Annotated in this window: 18 protein-coding genes; 11 read left to right on the top strand and 7 right to left on the bottom strand. The window is 67.1% G+C overall.

The annotated features are described in order from the left end of the window. Positions 1 to 157 precede the first annotated feature (157 nt). On the top strand, positions 158 to 334 hold the full coding sequence (locus tag BJEO58_RS15020) for a hypothetical protein (protein ID WP_186438848.1): 177 nt from the start codon (positions 158 to 160) through the stop codon (positions 332 to 334). Between the two features lie 10 nt (positions 335 to 344). Here BJEO58_RS15020 and BJEO58_RS12485 read toward each other — a convergent pair whose 3' ends face one another. Further along, positions 345 to 1,358, bottom strand: a complete 1,014-nt coding sequence (locus BJEO58_RS12485) for an AraC family transcriptional regulator (RefSeq protein WP_101589805.1) — start codon at positions 1,356 to 1,358, stop codon at positions 345 to 347. Positions 1,359 to 1,554: 196 nt separating this feature from the next. Here BJEO58_RS12485 and BJEO58_RS12480 point away from each other — a divergent pair, with 196 nt between their 5' ends. Next, positions 1,555 to 1,959, top strand: coding sequence for a hypothetical protein (locus BJEO58_RS12480; protein WP_144573869.1), 405 nt, complete (start codon positions 1,555 to 1,557; stop codon positions 1,957 to 1,959). A 10-nt stretch (positions 1,960 to 1,969) separates the two neighbouring features. After that, positions 1,970 to 2,821: an alpha/beta fold hydrolase gene (locus tag BJEO58_RS12475; RefSeq protein WP_101589803.1), complete on the top strand. Its 852-nt coding sequence runs from the start codon at positions 1,970 to 1,972 to the stop codon at positions 2,819 to 2,821. Positions 2,822 to 2,910: 89 nt separating this feature from the next. Here the strand turns inward: BJEO58_RS12475 and BJEO58_RS12470 are convergent, their stop codons facing one another. Next, the gene (locus BJEO58_RS12470; RefSeq protein WP_101589802.1) at positions 2,911 to 3,465 is read right to left on the bottom strand and encodes a CHAP domain-containing protein; all 555 of its coding nucleotides are present in this window, start codon (positions 3,463 to 3,465) and stop codon (positions 2,911 to 2,913) included. A gap of 161 nt (positions 3,466 to 3,626) precedes the next feature. Then, complete coding sequence (locus tag BJEO58_RS12465) at positions 3,627 to 4,523, bottom strand: patatin-like phospholipase family protein (RefSeq protein ID WP_101589801.1); 897 nt, start codon at positions 4,521 to 4,523, stop codon at positions 3,627 to 3,629. 137 nt (positions 4,524 to 4,660) lie between these two features. Between BJEO58_RS12465 and BJEO58_RS12460 the strand changes: the two genes are divergently transcribed. Beyond that, complete coding sequence (locus tag BJEO58_RS12460; RefSeq protein WP_101589800.1) at positions 4,661 to 5,182, top strand: O-acetyl-ADP-ribose deacetylase; 522 nt, start codon at positions 4,661 to 4,663, stop codon at positions 5,180 to 5,182. Between the two features lie 125 nt (positions 5,183 to 5,307). Beyond that, positions 5,308 to 7,149, top strand: coding sequence for a hypothetical protein (locus BJEO58_RS12455; RefSeq protein ID WP_101589799.1), 1,842 nt, complete (start codon positions 5,308 to 5,310; stop codon positions 7,147 to 7,149). A gap of 39 nt (positions 7,150 to 7,188) precedes the next feature. Here BJEO58_RS12455 and BJEO58_RS12450 read toward each other — a convergent pair whose 3' ends face one another. Both BJEO58_RS12450 and BJEO58_RS12445 read right to left on the bottom strand, forming a co-directional pair. Continuing rightward, positions 7,189 to 8,475, bottom strand: coding sequence for a TRAP transporter substrate-binding protein (locus BJEO58_RS12450; RefSeq protein ID WP_246076046.1), 1,287 nt, complete (start codon positions 8,473 to 8,475; stop codon positions 7,189 to 7,191). 116 nt (positions 8,476 to 8,591) lie between these two features. Continuing rightward, positions 8,592 to 9,872, bottom strand: coding sequence for a TRAP transporter substrate-binding protein (locus BJEO58_RS12445; protein ID WP_101589798.1), 1,281 nt, complete (start codon positions 9,870 to 9,872; stop codon positions 8,592 to 8,594). A gap of 194 nt (positions 9,873 to 10,066) precedes the next feature. Between BJEO58_RS12445 and BJEO58_RS12440 the strand changes: the two genes are divergently transcribed. The 3 genes from BJEO58_RS12440 (at position 10,067) to BJEO58_RS12430 (ending at position 13,868) form a co-directional block, all read left to right on the top strand. After that, positions 10,067 to 11,317, top strand: coding sequence for an MFS transporter (locus BJEO58_RS12440; RefSeq protein ID WP_246076045.1), 1,251 nt, complete (start codon positions 10,067 to 10,069; stop codon positions 11,315 to 11,317). Positions 11,318 to 11,484: 167 nt separating this feature from the next. Then, complete coding sequence (locus BJEO58_RS12435) at positions 11,485 to 12,846, top strand: hemolysin family protein (RefSeq protein WP_101589796.1); 1,362 nt, start codon at positions 11,485 to 11,487, stop codon at positions 12,844 to 12,846. Next, entirely contained in the window at positions 12,843 to 13,868 is a 1,026-nt protein-coding gene (locus BJEO58_RS12430) for a CNNM domain-containing protein (RefSeq protein WP_101589795.1), read from the top strand. The genes BJEO58_RS12435 and BJEO58_RS12430 overlap by 4 nt, the downstream gene beginning before the upstream one ends. A 79-nt stretch (positions 13,869 to 13,947) precedes the next feature. Here the strand turns inward: BJEO58_RS12430 and BJEO58_RS12425 are convergent, their stop codons facing one another. Next, positions 13,948 to 14,571, bottom strand: coding sequence for a GNAT family N-acetyltransferase (locus tag BJEO58_RS12425; RefSeq protein ID WP_101589794.1), 624 nt, complete (start codon positions 14,569 to 14,571; stop codon positions 13,948 to 13,950). Positions 14,572 to 14,703: 132 nt separating this feature from the next. Here BJEO58_RS12425 and BJEO58_RS12420 point away from each other — a divergent pair, with 132 nt between their 5' ends. Together BJEO58_RS12420 and BJEO58_RS12415 are read left to right on the top strand one after the other, a co-directional pair. Continuing rightward, positions 14,704 to 15,504, top strand: a complete 801-nt coding sequence (locus tag BJEO58_RS12420; protein WP_180951945.1) for a TetR/AcrR family transcriptional regulator C-terminal domain-containing protein — start codon at positions 14,704 to 14,706, stop codon at positions 15,502 to 15,504. Positions 15,505 to 15,530: 26 nt separating this feature from the next. Next, positions 15,531 to 16,718 (top strand): MFS transporter, encoded by a 1,188-nt coding sequence (locus tag BJEO58_RS12415; RefSeq protein WP_101589792.1) that lies wholly within the window; start codon positions 15,531 to 15,533, stop codon positions 16,716 to 16,718. A gap of 79 nt (positions 16,719 to 16,797) precedes the next feature. Here the strand turns inward: BJEO58_RS12415 and BJEO58_RS12410 are convergent, their stop codons facing one another. Then, positions 16,798 to 18,327: a SulP family inorganic anion transporter gene (locus BJEO58_RS12410; protein ID WP_101589791.1), complete on the bottom strand. Its 1,530-nt coding sequence runs from the start codon at positions 18,325 to 18,327 to the stop codon at positions 16,798 to 16,800. A gap of 171 nt (positions 18,328 to 18,498) precedes the next feature. Here BJEO58_RS12410 and BJEO58_RS12405 point away from each other — a divergent pair, with 171 nt between their 5' ends. Then, positions 18,499 to 18,867: a MerR family DNA-binding transcriptional regulator gene (locus tag BJEO58_RS12405; RefSeq protein ID WP_101589790.1), complete on the top strand. Its 369-nt coding sequence runs from the start codon at positions 18,499 to 18,501 to the stop codon at positions 18,865 to 18,867.

Raw genomic sequence — 18,867 nt, 5'->3', positions numbered from 1 at the left:
CTGATAGCGCTGGCCGTGAGTCGAGACGGTCTCTCAAATTCTTTCGGTACTGTCTTACGTATGAAAACGAGATGGATTGATGACTACCTCCGCTACGCACCACGGAAAGTCAGCGCGCAATCCCGATTCGGTCGCCTGTAAGGTGAAGACATTTACGATGTCTGACGGACGTCAGATCGAATACACCCTTGAGGGTGAGTACCGTCTGCTTCAGAAGGCGGATGAGCTGCTGCAAGTGCTGAATCAGCGCAAAGCGAAGCGCAAGAAGGAAGTCGCCGTCCGCCGCAGACCATTGTTCTGCCTGCTTCGCGAGCGTCGGTGCGGCCGAGCCTGAGACAGATTTCTTATGCTATCTGAGGGTTTCGGCGCAGCGTTGAACTGGGTGGTTCCCCAAAGCGTCTCCTGTATGCGGATGCGAAGCGTCCCAAGTGCGTGAACCCCCACCGGGTGCAGATCGAACTCACCGTCTCGGCGCTAGAAGACGTCTCGAGTTCGTTACGGACGACGTTGAGGCGTCGATCGAGAATGTATCGACGCGGTGTGGTTCCCAGCTCCGAACGGAACAGTGCGTGAAGACTCCGTATGCTGACTCCGCCGACCGAGGCGATCCCCTCCAGGCTCATGTGGTCACCGAGGTTCGCGTCGATGAACTCCTGCACGGTTTGCAGTCGTCGATCGACTCTGCTGCCGAGGCCGCGGGGTCCAACCGAGGCTGTCGAGTCTGCTGCTCTGAGTTCTGCGCTGTAATCGTGCCGAGCAGCGTAGATGAGCTGGGTCATGACCAGTTCTTCCATGGGGCGGACCATCTGGGCGAATCCGGGAACGGACTGAAGACGATCGAACTCGTCGACCATCTGTAGGGCTGTCGCGTAGAGGCCCGCCCCGACCTGTGTGCGGAGACCCAGCCCGAGATCGAACTGGATGGGCTGCGTGACCTCTCTGCCGATGAGCCGACCGAGGTAGCCCTCGAGTCGCCGCCGAGAGAAGCGGAAGATCACTTGCTCGGCATCGTGTGACCAGGTCACGCGCGACAGTTGTTCGGGCAGCAGGACGACTCCGGAATCACCGTCGGACGTCTGCCACCGCTGCCGGTCATCGCGCCATGCGTCGGTCCTTCCACCGGTGGTGAGGTTGACGTGATAGAACTCCCCGCTCGGCGGCATCTGCAGATTGACCTCACTCGCATAGGTCAGGTACCCGACAGTCACGTCGTATGACTCGGAGGCATTCAGAGAGAAGTGCAGGCCGCTGCTGCTCAGCTGCGTCAGATGGTGGTCGAGATACGTTGATGACACGGCCGCGCGGGCCTCATCGAGATCGTCAGTCGCGAGGACTCGGAAGTTACGAAGCTTCTCCATGTTACCCCCATCGGCGAACTTGGGACGCCAGAGCGTCCGCAGAGCTTTGCGAACGACGCTAGCAATCGAACCTGATCGACGGCATTGCACGAATCGGATACACCTCTGCAGAGAACGGATACTTCCACAGACGGCAACTCTCTAGCGTGGCACACACCCGCCGTCGACAACCGACGTCGACGCGGTGACATTCACGATGGCACAGGAGGCACCGATGAATGCACTACAAGAGCTCGGCGGAACCGCCGAAGCTGCACTCGAAAGGCTCAACGCCGATCCGGAGTTCACGCTCAAAGCACGAAAGTGGGAAGGGCGGTTCAAAGTCGTTCGCGGTAACGACACCGTCGTGATCCAGATGCACGAAGGCGCAGTGGATCGAATCGAAGTGGATCCCACGATTTTCACCGCAGCTGATTTCACCATCGCGGCGTCGAAGGAGGAGTGGGACAGGTTGCTTGTTCGTGAGCCGGCCCCGTTCTACCAGGACATCTACTCCGCTTGGCTGCACCATGGGTTCACGGTCGACGGTGACTTGGAGCAGTTCTTCGGATTCCACATGGCCCTGCGCAGGCTTCAGCAGATGCTGCGCGGCATCGAGTGAGGAGATCACAATGAGCTCGATCAGCGACATCACAGGAAAGTACGTTTTCATCGAGGTGGACGGGACGGAGTACCGCGTCTACTTCGAGGAGAACGGCACAGGGATTCCCCTTGTCTGTCAGCACACTGCCGGAAGCGACGGACGGCAGTACCGCCACCTCCTCAATGACCCCGACGTCACGGAGAACTACCGCGTCATCGTCTACGACCTGCCCTATCACGGCAAGTCATTGCCACCGGAGGGCGTCGAGTGGTGGAAAGTCGAGTACAAGCTGCGCGCGGCTTTCTTTAAGGAGTTCGTGCTGAAGTTCGTCGAAGCGCTCGACCTGCAGGACCCGGTCTTCATGGGCTGCTCGATGGGAGGCCACCTGGCCGCCGACCTCGCGCTCAACCACCCCGACGAGTTCCGCGCGTGCATCGCGCTGGAAGGCGCGCTGGAGAGTCACGACATCCAGGACATCATGCCCTGGTGGAACCACCCGCGTCTCAGCAACGATTCGAAACCGAGCCTGATGTACACGATGATGGCGCCGCAGAGTCCCGAGGCTCGGAAGAACGAGACCATCTGGATGTACAGCCAGGGGGCGCCGCCGGTGTTCCACGGCGATCTGTACTACTACGGCATCGACTACGACACCACTGAGACAGCGAAGAACATCGACACCAGCAAAGTAGCGCTGCATGTCCTCAGCGGCACCTACGACTGGTCGGCCACCCCCGAGAAGTGCCAGGCACTCCACCGCGAAGTGGCTGGGTCGACCTATACGCTGATGGAAGAGGTGGGTCACTTCCCGATGTCGGAGAACCCGGAGAAGTTCAAGACCTACTTGATGCCGGTACTGGACCAGGTTCGGAACGGCTGATCACAGTACGGCGAGCCCGACGCAGACCGAGGCCCCACGATCCGCCGGACGAGCGTGGGGCCTCGGCTGTGCGAGAGCGTGCCGGTGCCTCAGCCTCGCCAGTAGCCGAGGTAGGCGTCGATGTCGTTGTTGAAGTCGATGGCGTGGAGCGACTGGTCGCCGTTCCAGTTCTGGTGCCAGATCTGGCCGTCCCAGTAGATGCCGATGTGGCCGTACGCCGACGTGTTCGCGCCGTTGCCCCACACGACGATGTCGCCGTTCTTGAAGTTCGTGTCGGTGCCCCAGGAGAAGCCGTTGGCCGCCATCTGCTGGCCGCCGGAACCGCCCGCCTGGTAATCGATCGCGTTGCCCCAGGCGCCGTGGTCGACGCCGTAGACCTCTTCGAGGAGGATGGAGATCGCGCTGACGCACTGGCCGGGGTAGCTGCCGTTGCTGTTCGCGAGGGTCTGCCCCGCGTAGTGGTTGAGGAAGTCGCTGGTGTTGTCGAACTGTGCAGACGCTGCGGGCTGGACGGCTGACGCCGATGCGCCGCTGGGGGCGCTGCCGGTGTCCGCAGCGGCTGCGGACACCGAGCCTCCCACCGCAGCGGTGACGATGAGTGCAGTCGTGGCCAGCGGAGTGCTGATCGCCTGGCGCAGTTTCATGGTGAGCCTTTCTTCAGCGGTGATGAGAGCGGGTGCCCTCACCAGCCACGCTAGAAGGAGCGCTGTGACCTGGGTCAATGGCGAACTGGCGGTCTCCACCGAATGATGTCGAAGCGCTCACCGGTCACTCAGCGGTGAGGAACGAGAAGTTCGCATGCTGTTCACCGCGCCCCCACGAACTCCCGGATCGCCGGCATCTCACGCCGCGACTGGGACAGCCCCATGCGATGCGCGGCAGCCAGTCGCGAGAGGTCCCGGGTACCGTTGTCCACCGGCATCCGCTCAGGGGCGAACACGTACGCCTTCCCCTCGCGCTCCAGTTCGAAGACGCGCTCCCGTGTCTCGTTGTAGCGCTTCCACCGGGTCAGCAGGGCGTCAGCCAGCGCGGGGTAGCGGCGGAACCAGCTCCGATAGAACGCGGGGAAGCGCTGCGGCTCCTTCGCATACCCGCGCTCCTGGGTGAGGACGACGACGAATTTCTCGAACCCCTCACTCTGCGCCTGGCTCAGCGCGATCCCACCGTCTGCGCCCATCGCGCCGTCGACGTAGACGTGTCCATCCAGGTGGACGGGCGGCATGAGGATGGGCATCGTCGACGACGCGCGCACTCGGACCATGAGGTCGTCCATGTGCGGCATGTCCGACTTCGACCACACGACGTCCTCACCGGATTCCGCGTCGAACGCGATGACGCGCAGGTCGCCGGGGTTCGACAGGAACGACTCCCAGTCATAGGGCAGCGCCTGGTCGGGGCCGCCGGAGCCCTGGTAGATGTACTCGGCGTTGAAGAGGCCCTGGCCGCGGGCGAAGGTGCGCAGGTCGCCGAACTGCTCGTCAGCGGAGAACTCGACGAACGAGCGACGAGCACGGCGGGCATCGCGGGAGAGGTAGTTCGCGGTGTTCGTCGCCCCCGCGCTGACCCCGGCCACCCAGTCGAAGGACAGGCCGGCCTCCAGGAGGGTGACGACCATGCCGCTGGTGACAGAGGCGCGCATGCCGCCCCCTTCGAAGATGAGCGCCGTGTCGTCGATCCGTGTGGGGGCGGCCGCAAGCGTCATGCCCGCCATCCTAGACACGCGCTGGGTGACCCGGACTACTGTGGGGTCACCGACCAGGTCAGCCAGAACACGCAGACCAGCACAGCCGGGCCAGCACAGCCAGACCAGAACGGCCCGATCAGCGAAGGAGCGCCGCCATGGACATCGTGATCCGGCCCGGCGACATCACGCAGGAAGCAACCGACGCGATCGTGAACGCCGCGAACTCCGGCCTGCGGGGAGGCGGGGGAGTGGACGGTGCGATCCACCGCGCCGGAGGCCCCGCCATCCTCGAGGAGTGCCGCAGACTCCGCGAGACCACGCTTCCGGACGGGCTCTCCGCCGGGCAGGCCGTCGCCACCACAGCGGGGAAGCTGTCCGCCCGCTGGGTGATCCACACCGTGGGTCCCGTCTACGCGAAGACCGAGGACCGGTCGGAGACCCTCGCCTCCTGCTACCGCGAGAGCCTGCGGGTCGCTGCGGAGGCGGGCGCTCACAGCGTCGCGTTCCCCGCGATCTCCGCCGGGATCTACGGCTGGCCGATGGACGACGCCGCTCGCATCGCCGTCCAGACGGTGCAGGACACCGCCGCCGAGGTTGCAGAGACTGTCGAGACCGTCGTCTTCGTCCCGTTCGGAGACGAGGCGGAACAGGCGTTCGGGAAGTGGACGGACACGTGACTGCGGGAGAATCGGCAGCGAGAGCAGGCTTCTCCGGGAACTCTGCGGGCGATGGGGCCGCTGGCTGGCACCGACATTCGGCCTCGTTCTCGGAAGATGGAGTACGGCGCTGGTAATCTCCGTCTGTGACTGACGCAGAATCACCCTTCGAGGATCCGGAAGTCAAGGCCGCCATGCAGAAGGCCGGCGTGGTGCATCGGCCCGGTCTGGCTGACGAGATGCTGAACGAACTTGCTCCGCTGCTGGCTGAAGAAGGTATCGATCTCAACGACCCTGATTCTGAGCTCGACCTCAACCGGCTCAACGCGGCCCTGGACTACGCCACTGAGCGGCACAACATGGAGCTGTTCACCGCCGTGGGTGAGCAGCGGTCCCGGACACTGGCGACTCTGCGAGACGTCAGCGATGCCCTGGAGCAGAAGAATGCGGCCCGTGCCGCGCGGATCCTCGACACCATAGCGCCAGATGCAACCTCCCGCCGACCCAGCGCCGCACAGCTGATCGGCACCAGCATGGATCTGCTGGATTCGTGGCACTCCCAGGAGCCCACCCGGGCACAATTGGCGAGACTGAGCGTGCCTCAAGAGTTGGGACGGGGTCGTTCGGCCGCCCCGGATCTTCTGGCTCTGGCACGCAAGGGCCGCGCCTATGCATCGCTGGACAGCCTGATGCGCAACCACGGCGGCCTGGCACTGGCACATGGCGGCGCACTTCTGGTCGCAGGCTCTGTGATCGCACTCGCTGAGCACGAGCAGACTGCCTACACGCAGCTGGCGGATCGGTACCTCCCTGGAGCAGCGCAGTCGAGTCACAGGCCCGCAGCACCGGGAAGTGCGTTCGGTCCGGCGGCAGCCGCTGCGGTCTCGTCGCAGAACTTCGTCACAGAGTTCCGCTCCTGGCTCGAGAACGACCCGGACACCACGGCGGGAACCACCGAAGCCAAGATCACCGCCTTGGAAGCGATCGTCGAGCAGGCGACGATCGAGGGCATCGATCCGCATGCACCCGACGAGTTCGATGCCTTGTGGGACATGATCGACGAGATCTATCCCCGCCATCAGGCCGAGTGGGCGTCTGAAGTGCTGCATGACTATGTTCACTTTCGGATGGACAACGACCATGACCGCGAAGGGTGGGAGGACGCCCATGATGTGTTCACCGAATCTGCAGAAGGGTACGGCGCCGCCTCGGCTGCGGTGCTTGACGCGGTTCACACAGCAGAAGCCCTTGACGACGAACAGCGCCGCCCCCTGGTGGCGGAGCTGCGCCTGATCTCCGCCACCCGGACGCTGCTCGACTGGATCGGGACTTCACAGGCGATCACTCAGGCCGGTGTACCCCGTCGCCGCGACATTGCAACGGTCGCGGCCATGATCGGCGTCTCCGCCGAAGGGGCCGCCACACGGCCGGTGCACCCCGACTGGGATACTTTGACTGAAGATCTGGGTCGCCCGGTGTATGAACGGCAGCGGGTGTATGTGCAGTCCGCCAAGGAGCTGCCTGAGCTGATGGCGTGGTGGACCGGCCTACACGAGGCCGGTGTGATCGAGCTGACGTCCACCAGGGTTCGTCCCGGCCCCCGCGCCGATTCGCTCACTTCCGCGGCGGCACTCTCGCTGGACACGGCTGACGAGCTCATCTCTGTTTACGTCTCCGAGATCGTCACCAATCCCCTTTTCACCACGGTGGGGCCGATGATTCGTCCTGCCGTGGCACAGACGATCGCACGGATCATGGAAGCAGTCGTGCCGGACTCTGACGCCGTGCGAGCCCCCACTGACGGCCTGTCGCAGATATTCCACCTCAGAGCACAGCACGAACTGCGCCGCCTGGAGACGGCCGGTCTTGTCGAGTTCGTCAGCGATGAACCAGTGGTCCCGCTCGCTGTGCGCAGCCCCGTCATGGTCGGCGTGATGATGGCCAGCGCCGTGCTGCAGTATGAGGACGCGTCCCCGACCGACAGCTGATCGAGGAGCCCCAGCGTCTGTCGTTGCCAGGCGCGCTGTTCATCTGGGCCGGTGCGGCACCGCGACCTCTTCGAACAGTCTTTCAGCGAACGGTTCGAAGTCGTAGTCGTCCGCATCGAACCACTCGTGCATGTCCTCGAAGCCGCCCTCCTCGGTGTACCCGAGCTCTTCGGCGACCTGCCGCCACTTGTCCACCGCCTCCGCAGTACGACCCTGAACGTCCGACCCGATGAGTCCAGACTCCTCGACGTCGGTCAGCAGTTCGTCGTTGGTCGCACCGATGCGCTCATCGGCATCCTCGTCCATCGGCCCGATCTCGCCGCCGGCGTCCATGAGCTGTTCGATGGCCCGGGCGCTGCCTTGCGCGATGACCTCGTTGCTCGAGGCGAAGCCGCCCGTCTGGGAGTCGAAGACGATCTGCTGGTAGGCCAGAGGGAGGTTCTGGTAGCCGACTCCCGCGAGGTTCGCTCCGGCCGGTCGTCCGGAGAAGCTGTTCTCCTCGGTCGTGTACGCCACATGCGTGGCGACGTCGAGCAGGCCCGTCTCCTCCGCTGTCGGCAGCTGGGTGATCGTGCAGTCGACGGTCCCGCGCTGCAGCGCTTCGAAGACCTCGACGTACTCCAGGGAGACCGGCGAGCCGCCCAGCTCCTGCACCTGCTGCTCGTGAGCGACGCTCGCCACGCGGATCTGTCGACCGTCATAGTCCTCCAGCGCGGTCCCCTCCTCCCCGCATGCGGACAGATACGTCCCCGTGCTGATCATCGGGGTCAGCGGCGTGAGACCCTGCTCTTCGTAGGTGGCGAGCAGCTCATCGGAGTTCCAGGCCATGTCGACGAGGGCTGCATTGCCGATCATCTCGCCGAGCACGGGGGAGTTGGGCATCCCGGCAGTGGCGGTCGCGAGTGCGTTGAACTCCGGGTGTTCGGCGGGCTGGTAGATGGGCAGGGCGTAGGAGACGTCGATGCGTCCGTCCGCCAGCGCGTCGTCGATCTCTCCGTAGCCGGCGATGGACTGGCCCCAGACCACGTCGACGGAGATCTTCCCGCCGGAGCGCTCCTCGACGTACTCATGGAAGCGGTGGCCGTTCGGAGCGGACATGGCCTCAGGTGACATCGCGCCCGCCTGGAAGGTGATCTCCACGGGATCGAGGTCCGCGAGGACTGCATCGACCTCCTCCTGCGAGGATCCGTATGCGAAGCCGCTTCCGCCGCCGCCTCCTTCGCCGGCGGTCGTGCCAGCGCCTCCTGCACAGGCGCTGAGAAGCACCACTGCTGAGGCGGCAGACATCGCGCCCACTGTGAGCCGGCGGTCCTGGATTGCTGTCACGCTCATTCCTCAATAGTCGTCGATCCACCGGCGGCCACAGACCAGGCGACCACAGACCAGTGCGCCCCCGGCAGTCGGGGGCGCAGTGGTCTGCAGGCGGAGATTGTCCGGGAGCCTCAGCTCGGTCGGTGCGGCAGAGCCGTCTCCTCGAACACCCTTTCAGCGAATGCGTCGTAGTCGTAGTCGTCCGCGTTGAACCACTCCGGCATGTTCTCGAAGTCGCCCTCCTCGGTGATCCCGAGCTCCTCAGCGACCTGAGTCCACTTATCGATCGCCTCGTCCGTCCGACCCGTCACGTCGGATCCGATGACGCCGCTGTCCTCGATCTCGGCGAGCAGTTCATCATTCGTCTGTCCGATGCGCTCGTCCGTCTCCTCCTCCATCTGAGTGATCTCACCGCCGGCGTCGAGCAGCTGCTGGACGCCTCGTGAAGTGCCCTCCGAGATGACCTCGTTGCTCGCAGCGAAGCCTGACATCTGCGAATCGAAGATGATCTGCTGATACGCCAGCGGCAGGTTCTGGTAGCCCACTCCGGCGAGGTTCGCCCCGGCGGATCGACCCGAGAGGCTGTTCTCCGCAGTGGTGTACGAGACGTTCTTCGCCACCTCGAGGAGCCCCGTCTCCTCGGACGGCAGCATCTGGGCGAACGTGCAGTCGACAGTTCCGCGCTGCAGTGCCTCGAAGACCTCGACGTACTCCATGGAGACGGGCGAGCCGCCCAGCTCCTGCACCTGGGCTTCGTGCGCCACACTCGCCACGCGGATCTGGCGACCCTGGTAGTCGTCCAGCGTGGTCCCGTCGTCGCCGCACACAGAGACGTACGAGCCCGTGCTGATCATGGGTGTGAGTGGTGTCAGGCCGAGCTCCTCGTAGGTGCCGAGCAGCTCCTCCGAGTTCCACGCATTGTCCATGACCGCGGCGTTGCCGATCATCTCGCCGAGCACCGGCGAATTCGGCATACCCGCGGTCGCCGTCGTGAGCGCATCGAATTCCGGGAACTTCGCGGGCTCATAGATCGGCAGGGCATAGGATACGTCGATCCGACCGTCTCCCAGCGCATCGACGATCTCCGCGTAGCCGGCGATCGCCTGGCCCCACACCACGTCGACCGTGACCTTCCCGCCGGATCGCTCCTCGACGTACTCCTTGAACTGATTGCCGTTCATCGCGGAGACGGAGTTGGGAGACTGCGCGCCCGCCTGATAGGTGATCTCCACGGGGTCGAGGTCCGCGATCGCCGCATCGACCTCCTCCTGCGGCGCTCCGAACTCGTATCCTTCGCCAGAGCCTCCCTCGTCTGCGGAGCCTGCGCCTCCCGCGCATCCGCTGATCAGCAGACTCGTCGTGGCCGCGACCGCGACGGCTGCGGAGAGTCGATGTTTCCGGGCCGATGTCATGTTCACTCCTCTTTGAGTTCCCAAGGCGTCGTCGTCCTCGCCTGCCCCTCCACCGCTTCCTTGCGGTGTCGCGTCACAGACCCGGACGTGCGCCGACCGATGGCATCACACTACTGTGAAATCCGTCGGATTTGAAGATGATCTCAACTTCGGCTTCCGGACCCATGAGCGGGAAACGTGATGGACTATCCGCTGTGAGCGCAGCAGGTGAAGGTCCGGGGCAGGGGGACGATGCCGCCGTGACGCCGCCGAGCGGACCGCCGCCGCGCGGACGTGCCACGCACTCGCGCTGGCATGTGCTCCGCTGGCAGATCGGATACGGATCGTTCGGAGTGCCGCAGGCGGCCGCCCCGATCGCGTTCGCCCTCATCGCGCTGCCCCTGACGGGTTCCGCCGAGGCCGGAGCCGGCCTGGTCTTCGCGATGACCGCCGCGCAGGTGATCGGCTCCGTGCCGGTCTCACGCCTGGGCGCCCGCTTCAACGCGGTGCACTACCTGCGCGCTCTCATCGCAGTGCGGACGCTCGCGCTCGCCCTCGTCACGGTGCTGGCGGCAGTGTCCGCTCCCTTCGCGAGCCTCATGGTGGCCGTCGTCGCAGCAGGGCTGGTCAACGGTGCCGCGTACGGCTTCCAGCGGACCCTGCTCAATCACATCGTGGAACCCGGCAAGCTCCCGCGGGCACTGGGCGTCGCCGCGACCCTGAACGAGGTGTCCTTCGCACTGTCGCCCGTGCTCGCATCTGTGCTCGGTGCTGTCTCGCCGGTCTGGGCGATGATCGCGATCACGGTGCTCGGCATCGGCCCCCTGGTCCTCATGCCGAGCATCCCGGACGCACACGGCGTGCGCGTGGACAAGACAGAGCGCCGTTCGTCCTCGCGCCTGCCGGGGACGGTGCTCCTCTGGCTGACCTGCTCGCTGGCGACGGGAGCCTCTGTCGCCGCGATCGAGGTCGGCGCCGTTGCCTTCGCACTGTCCTTCGGCCTCGATCCCGGGTGGGCGTTCATCTTCGCGCTGGCGCTGTGCATCGGATCCGTCCTGGGCGGCGTCTGGGTGAGCGTGCGCAATCGCACGCCCAGCGTGTGGTGGGTCGCAGGCTTCCTGGCCGCGTCCTCGGCCGGAATGGGTGTGGCGCTCTTCGACGCGCATCTGAGCGTCACGCTGGCAGGAGCCTTCGTCGTGGGCATCTTCCTGCCGATGCTGGGCACGTTCTACTCACTCGCAGTGGACCGCCTGGCGCCTGCGGACAGGCGCGCAGAGCTGTTCGCGCATCTGCGCACCGCGAATGCGCTGGGAGTCATGGGTGTGAGCGGCCTGCTGGCGCTGTTCGGGCTGCGAGCCGCACTCGTGAGCGGCCTGGGCATCCTGGTACTGGCGACACTCCTCACCGCCGCGCACCAGATGACGGTGGGTCGGAACTACGCTGTGCAGTCGCGCCGTCGACTGTGAGGAGTGCGCATGGAGGTGAAGTGACGAAGGCGGCGCCTACTGGTGGGCACGACGGTCCTCGTATACTTGCCTCACAACGTACTTGCCTCAAAAGGGTCGACGACCGCGGAAGGACAGCGCATCGCAGTGAGCGACGAACCCCCATCTCGAGCAGGTGAGCGGCACTCGTGCTGACCGCCCTGCTCCTCCTGCTGGTGGGGATCCTGGTCATCCTCGCCATCATCGCGGCCAACGGCTTCTTCGTCGCCCAGGAGTTCGCCTACATGTCGGTGGACCGTGTACGGCTGCGGGCCAGTGCGGATGCCGGCGACTCCGCTGCGCGCAGCGCCCTGCGGATCACGGAGCGCACGTCGTTCATGCTGTCCGGCGCGCAGCTCGGGATCACGGTGACCGGCCTGCTCGTCGGCTATGTCGCAGAGCCGCTCGTGGGCGAAGCGCTCGGTGCGCTCTTCGACGGCATCGGCATCCCCCCGGCGGTCAGCATCTCCGTCGGCACCGTGCTGGCACTGGGTCTGTCGACGATCGTGCAGATGCTCTTCGGCGAGCTGTATCCGAAGAACCTCGCGATCGCGAACCCGGAACCCCTCGCCAAGGCCCTCGCCGCTCCCACCCGCGTCTACCTGATCCTGTTCGGCTGGCTCGTCACCTTCTTCGACCGGTCGTCGAACCTACTGCTGAGACTGCTGCGGATCGAGCCCATCGAGGACATCGACCAGAGCGCGACCGCCCAGGACCTGGAGCACATCGTGAGCGACTCCCGGTCCAGCGGCGATCTGTCGGCGGACATGTCACTCATCCTCGACCGCATCCTCGACTTCCCGCACCGGACCGTCGAGCACGCCATGATCCCGCGCAATCGCGTGGACGTCGTCCAGGCGGACACCCCTGTCGCCGAGGTCCGCCGCCGCATGGCAGGAGCCCACACCCGGTACCCCGTGGTCCAGGAGGAGCAGCTGGTGGGCCTCATCCACCTCATCGACGTCCTCCCGTTGGCCGCCGACTCCTCGCGCACCGCTGCGGACCTCATGCGGGACGTCACGGTGCTCCCCGGCCTCATGCCGCTGCCGACCGCACTGGAACGACTGCGCACGATCGGCGAGGAACTGGTCTGCGTGGTCGACGAGCACGGATCCTTCGACGGCATCCTCACCGCCGAGGACCTCGCCGAGGAGGTCGCCGGCGAACTGACCGACGAGCACGACGATGAACCGACGCCTCTGATCGAGCACGTCGAGGACGGTGTGTGGAACGTGGCCGGCGACGTGCACGTGGATGAAGTCGAGCGCGCCATCGGACACAGCCTTCCGCGCGGGGACTATGAGACGGTCGCCGGACTGGTCATCGCTGAGCTGGGCGACCTTCCGGAGCCGGGGGACTCGGTCCGTGTCGACCTCGACCCCGAAGGGGCCGAGCTGGCGGAGGACGAGCCCCCGCGGCGGTTCCTCACCGTCGAAGTCGCCCGACTCGAGAGTCATGTCCCGTCGGAGACGGTCGTGGAGCTGCACGAGGACGGGGGTGACGACCGATGACCAACCCGTGGATCGTGGCGGTCGCCACCATCGGCCTCATCGTGCTGAGCGCGTTCTTCGTCGTCATCGAGTTCGCCCTGCTGGGCGCCCGCCGTCACCGTCTCGAGGAGGACGCGGCGACCAGCCGGACGGCACGGGCCGCGCTGCGCGGGATGAACGAGCTGACGATGATGCTCGCCGCCGCGCAGTTCGGGATCACCGCCTGCACGTTCGCACTGGGTGCGGTGACGAAGCCGGCGGTCGACGCCATGCTCACCCCGGCGCTGGAGGCCATCGGTCTGCCGCTGGGCATCGCGGACGTGAGCTCCTTCGTCGTGTCCCTCCTCTTCGTCACGTTCCTGCACCTGGTGGTCGGGGAGATGGCGCCGAAGTCGTGGGCGATCGCCCATCCGGAGGTCGCGGCGAAGGCCGTCGGCGTCCCGGCCGGAGTGCTCGTCGCGTCCCTGCGCCCGCTGCTCGTATGGGTCAACGGGATGGCCAACCGCCTCGTGGCCGCCAGCGGGGTCGAACCCGTGGAGCGGGCGGCGATCGGCGGTCGCGATGCGGACACGATCCGTCAGCTGGTGGAGCTGTCCGCCCGCTCCGGCACGCTCGATCGGTCGATCCACGGGCCGATGACGCACGCCCTGTCGTTCGAATCGCTGGTGCTCGACGACATCCTGGCCGGCCGCAGCGCGCCCACCGGTGTGCCGGCCGGCGCCACTGTGCGGGACGTGCAGGAGGCCGTGCAGCGGACCGGCCACCTGCGCGTCCTCGTGGAGACGGAGGACGGTTCCGTACCCGTCGTCGTCCACGTCCGCGACACCCTGCTGGTCGATCCCGAGGCCCCGGCCGAGGACTTCGCCCACGGCGGCCCGGTCTTCGGCACCGATGTCCGCCTCCACGACGCTCTCACCACGATGAGGCGGGAGGGCAGGCAGCTCGCAGTGGTGATGGACGGCCACCGGCTCGCCGGAGTGGTGACCGTCAACGACCTCCTCGAGCACATCGTTCCTCGCGAGACCGGCGACGACCCGGCGTGAGCACGGCCGGCGCGGCCGTTGCCGCGGCCAGCACCGCCTCACCCGCGGCTGGCACCGCCTCACCCGCGGCCAGCGCGGCTCATCGCACGCCGTCGTGCTCGCGCCACATCGGCTGCAGCACCGGGCCCTGCTCCGGCAGGACGATCCCGTCGCCGAGGTCCCGGAATCCTCGCCGAGCGTAGAGCCTGCGGTTGTCGTCGTCGGACGCCTCCAGATAGAGGGGCAGGCCGCGGGAGCGTGCGTGATCCAGTCCGGCGTCGAGCAGCACCGTGCCCGCTCCCAGCCCGCGGCTCTGCGGCCGCGTCGCCATCGCGGAGAGGTGCAGGTGCGCCTGGTCCGGCACCCGCGCCTCCGTCGCGGCCTCGACGATCGCCAACCGCCGCTGCACCGGATCGTCCGTCCATTCGTCCGCCCCTGCCTCCTCTTCGGCGCCCGCTTCTTGGCCGGCCCCGTCGCGGGGAACCCAGATCGACACGGCCACGGCCGTTCCGTCGCGGTCGAACGCGAGGAGCACCGCTCCGATCCCGATGGCCGCCGCGAGTGACGCACTGAATGACTTGCGCATGTGCGCCTCGCGGTCTGCGGGGTCCGGCATGGCCCAGGCGAGGACCGCCTCATCGACGAACGCCTCGAGGCTGAGTTCCAGGACGATCGCGAGGTCGTCCGGGCCGGCCGTGCGGGTGGTGAAGCGGGGCGTGTGCATGCGGGTCTCCTTCGTCGGGGTGGGGGAGTACGCGGACTCTGTGCATGATCAGCATCCCGGTCGCGGGGCGACGGCCTACAGTGGTTGCATCACACGGAGTCTGTGACGAAAGGCCGGGAGATGGTGTGTCCCATGTGTGGGGAGGGCGTGGACCGTGGGCGCACGGGCCGGCCGCGGACGTACTGCTCGCGCTCCTGCCAGGCGCGGGCCTATCGGCGCCGCCGTGATGAGGGCCGGCTGAGCGCGGTCCGGACCGGGACCTCGGCAGCGGCAGGGGAGGAGTCCCTCGTCGACGATGCCATCGGCCTGGCGGACGACCAGGGGATCCACGCGCTCACGCTGCGCAGTCTCGCCCACCGCCGGGGGCAGGCACTGGTGACGCTGCAGCGCGACCTCGGCAGCCGGGACCGCCTCGTCGCACTCATGGTGCAGCGTGTCTTCGGCGGGCCGGCGGATGCGAGCGGCCGCGCCGACGGCGAGGCGCTCGTCGACGTGCTGGCACGGTTGGCCCTCGCAGAATGGCAGGCGTATCGCGCGCACCCGTGGCTGGTCGAGGTGATGACGACGACCCGACCGCCGCTCGTCCCGGCCGTGCTGGCGCAGGCGGAGGCGGTCATCGCGGCCTTCACGGAGCTGGGGATCGTCCGTGAGGAGGCGTTCGGCCGGTACCTCGCCCTGAGCGCGTACATTCAGGGGATGGCGACGCTGGTCGTCGCAGAGGAGCAGGAGACCGGCAGGACGGAGACCAGCTATCGCGCCTGGTGGCTCGACCAGTTCCGCGCGCTCGACCGCACCGGGGCGACGACGAGGCATCCGTGGCTCGCGACGCTGGGGGACACCCGATCCGCAGACGCCTTCGATGCTGATGCGACGTTCCGCGCCGGCCTGCCCCGGATCATCCGCGGGCTCACCGCATCGGACCGGTCCCTGTGACTCCGGCCCGCGTACAGTGAGGCCTCGTGAGCTCTGCCGACCTTCCTGCTGACGCCCCGCAGGGCCCCACCCGTCCGCCGGCGTCCGTCTCCGCCGCCGCCTTCGTCAGCAGCCTCGACCGCTTCGCGATCAGTCCTCTGCTGGTCCTCGTCGCAGTCGATCTGGGCGCCACTCTGGCGGAGAGCCTCACGATCGCGAGCGCCTACTTCCTCGCCTACGGCCTCAGCCAGCCCGTGTGGGGCGTCCTCTCCGACCGCTTCGGTCGTATCCGCCTCATGCGCGCGACGCTCTTCGCGGCGGCGGCCGCCGGGGTGGTCTCCGCGCTCGCCCCCGACCTCGCGACGCTGGTGATCGCCCGCTCGTTCGCCGGAGCGTTCTTCGGAGCAGTGGTCCCGGCGTCGCTGACCTATGTGGGCGACACGGTGGACGAGGCCCACCGACAGCCGGCGCTGGCCGATCTCATGGCCGCGATCGCCGTCGGCACCGCGCTTGCCACCGCGCTCGCCGGGATGCTCGGCGAACTCGCGCACTGGCGGTGGGTGTTCGCAGTCCCGGCCGTGCTGGCCATCGGCTGCGCGATCGGGCTGGGTCGCCTGTACGAACCACCGCGCGAGGCGCAGGCGGGGCTCGTGGCGACCGTCCGGAGTGCTGTGCGGAACCGGTGGGTGCTCGTGGTGGTCGGGCTGGCCTTCGTCGAGGGCGCCGTCGTGCTGGGGGTTCTCACGCTGCTGGCCCCGGCCCTGCAGTCGCAGGGTATCGGCGCAGTGGGGGCGGGGCTGGCGACCGCCGCCTACGGCCTGGCGGTCGTCGTGACCAGCCGAATGGTCCGGCCCGTCTCACGGCACCTGCCCATGCCGGGTCTCATGGCCATCGGCGGGGTCGCCGCCGCGGCCGGATACGCACTGCTGGCCGTGCACGTGTCGATCGCGACGGTGGTCGTCACCGCACTGCTGCTGGGAGTGACCTGGTCGTTCCTGCACTCCTCGCTGCAGACGTGGGTGACCGGGGTCCTTCCGCAGGCGCGGGGGACTGTGGTGGCGCTGTTCGCGGGGTGCCTGTTCGCAGGCAGCGCGGTGGGGGCCTCCGCGGGCGGTGCGGTGGCCGACGCCCAGCGGTGGATGGCCCTGTTCGCGGTCACGGCAGCCGTCGCTCTGCTGCTGACCGGTGGGGTGGTCGTCGCGCGGCGCGCCTACGAGAACCGGCTGCTGGGCTGATCCCGAGCCCGGGACCGTTCCCGGGACCAGTCCCGGGCCACGCACGGGCCCGGCCGCGGCCTCGGCGATGGGCCCGATGTCACTCGCCGGTTCTGGCGAGGCCTCCGAGTCGGACGCGCATGCGGCGGCTGGCGTCGTTGAGGCCGACGACGTCGACGTGCTTGCCGTAGCTGTCGTACTTGTCCGTCACCGAATCGAGGGCTGCGATGGTCGAGGCATCCCACAGGTGGGACCGATCCATGTCGATGACGACGCGGTCGGGGTCCTCCGCGTAGTGGAACATCGTGTAGAGGTCGTTGGACGAGGCGAAGAACAGCTCGCCCTCGACGGTGTAGCGCGCAGTGGGGCGACCGTCCTCCTCGACGAGGCGGCGGTCGACGCGGACGAAGTGCGCCACGCGATTGGCGAACGCCACCATCGCGACGAGCACGCCCAGCGCCACGCCGATCGCCAGGTTGTGCGTCCACACGGTCGCGACGACGGTCACGAGCATGACCGTGGTCTCCGATTTCGGCATCCGTCCCAGTGTGCTGGGGCGGATGGAGTGCCAGTCGAACGTCGCCCAGGACACGAAGAGCATGATCGCCACCAGGGCGGCCATCGGGATGAGCGCGACGATGTCGCCCAGGGCGACGACGAGGATCAGCAGGAAGACGCCGGCGCAGAAGGTGGAGATGCGGGTGCGGGCTCCGGAGGCCTTCACGTTGATCATGGTCTGGCCGATCATGGCGCAGCCGCCCATGCCGCCGAAGAGGCCCGTCACGATGTTGGCGACTCCCTGCGCCCATGATTCGCGGGTCTTGTTCGAGTGCGTGTCGGTCACGTCATCGACCAGCTTCGCGGTCATGAGTGATTCGAGGAGCCCGACGACTGCCATCGCCAGCGCGTACGGTGCGATGATCCGCAGCGTCTCCAGGTGCAGCGGCACAGCGGGGAGGAAGAGCGAGGGCAGCGACTCCGGCAGTTCGCCCTTGTCGCCGACGTTCGGCACGTCCCACGCGAACGCCACGACGAGCAGAGTCAGCACGACGATCGCGACCAGCGGTGCGGGGACCACGGAGGTGACCTTCGGCAGCAGGAACACGATGAGGAGTCCCAGCAGGCACAGCGGGTAGACCAGCCACGGCACCCCGATCAGTTCCGGCACCTGGGACATGAAGATCAGGATGGCGAGGGCGTTGACGAAGCCCACCATCACCTGCCGGGGGATGAAGCGCATGAGGCGCGCGGCGCCGACGAGCGCCAGGACGACCTGGAAGACGCCGGCGAGGATGACCGCGACGATGAAGTAGTCCGTTCCGTGCGACGCCACGAGGGGGGCGATGACGAGTGCGACCGCGCCGGTGGCGGCGGAGATCATCGCCGGCCGGCCGCCGAGGATCGCGGTGGTCACGGCCATCGTGAAGGAGGCGAACAGTCCCATGCGGGGGTCGACGCCCGCGATGACGGAGAAGGCGATCGCTTCGGGGATCAGCGCGAGCGCGACGACGAGGCCGCCGAGGATCTCCGTCTTGAGCCAGGCGGGGCGCTTCAGGGTGAGGCGAACGGACTGGCGCTCATCGGGCGATGGCGGCGCGGGTTCGGCGGTGGACGGCAGGGCCGTGGACACAGTGACTCCTGGGGGCGAGAAGAGAGGGGCGGCCCGACACGATCCTTCACGGAGTGTCAGGGTTCAGTGCCGACATTAACGCTGCGTTAGAGTCGTTGCAAACCTGGGCGGCTGCGGGCCAACGGCACTGGAGCCCCCATTCACTGGAGAACCTGCGGGACGGAGCTGTGCGTGCACATCGGCGAAATGGCGGAGAAGTCCGGTCTGTCGTCGCGGACCCTGCGGCACTACGAGGACATCGGGCTGATCCCCGCCACGGGCCGGACCGAGGGCGGATTCCGCGTCTACACGGATGACGACTTCCGCCGTCTGATGACCATTCGGCGCATGAAGGCGCTCAACTATTCGACGGCTGAGATGGGTGAGCTCCTCGCACTGCTCGACATCGTGGAGAGCGATGCTCCGACACAGCAGCGCAGCGATGCGCGGGGCACGCTCGAGGCGCTGCTGGAGGACGCTCGCATCAGGCGGGAGAAGCTCGCCCGCCAGGTCGAGCGCGCTGACGAGTTCCTGGGGATCCTCCGGACCAGACTGGGCTGA

Origin of the sequence: Brevibacterium jeotgali, assembly GCF_900169175.1 — a bacterium.
Lineage (GTDB): Bacteria > Actinomycetota > Actinomycetes > Actinomycetales > Brevibacteriaceae > Brevibacterium > Brevibacterium jeotgali.
Note: the sequence above shows the minus strand (reverse complement) of the source record. Positions and strands in the feature narration are given on the sequence as shown.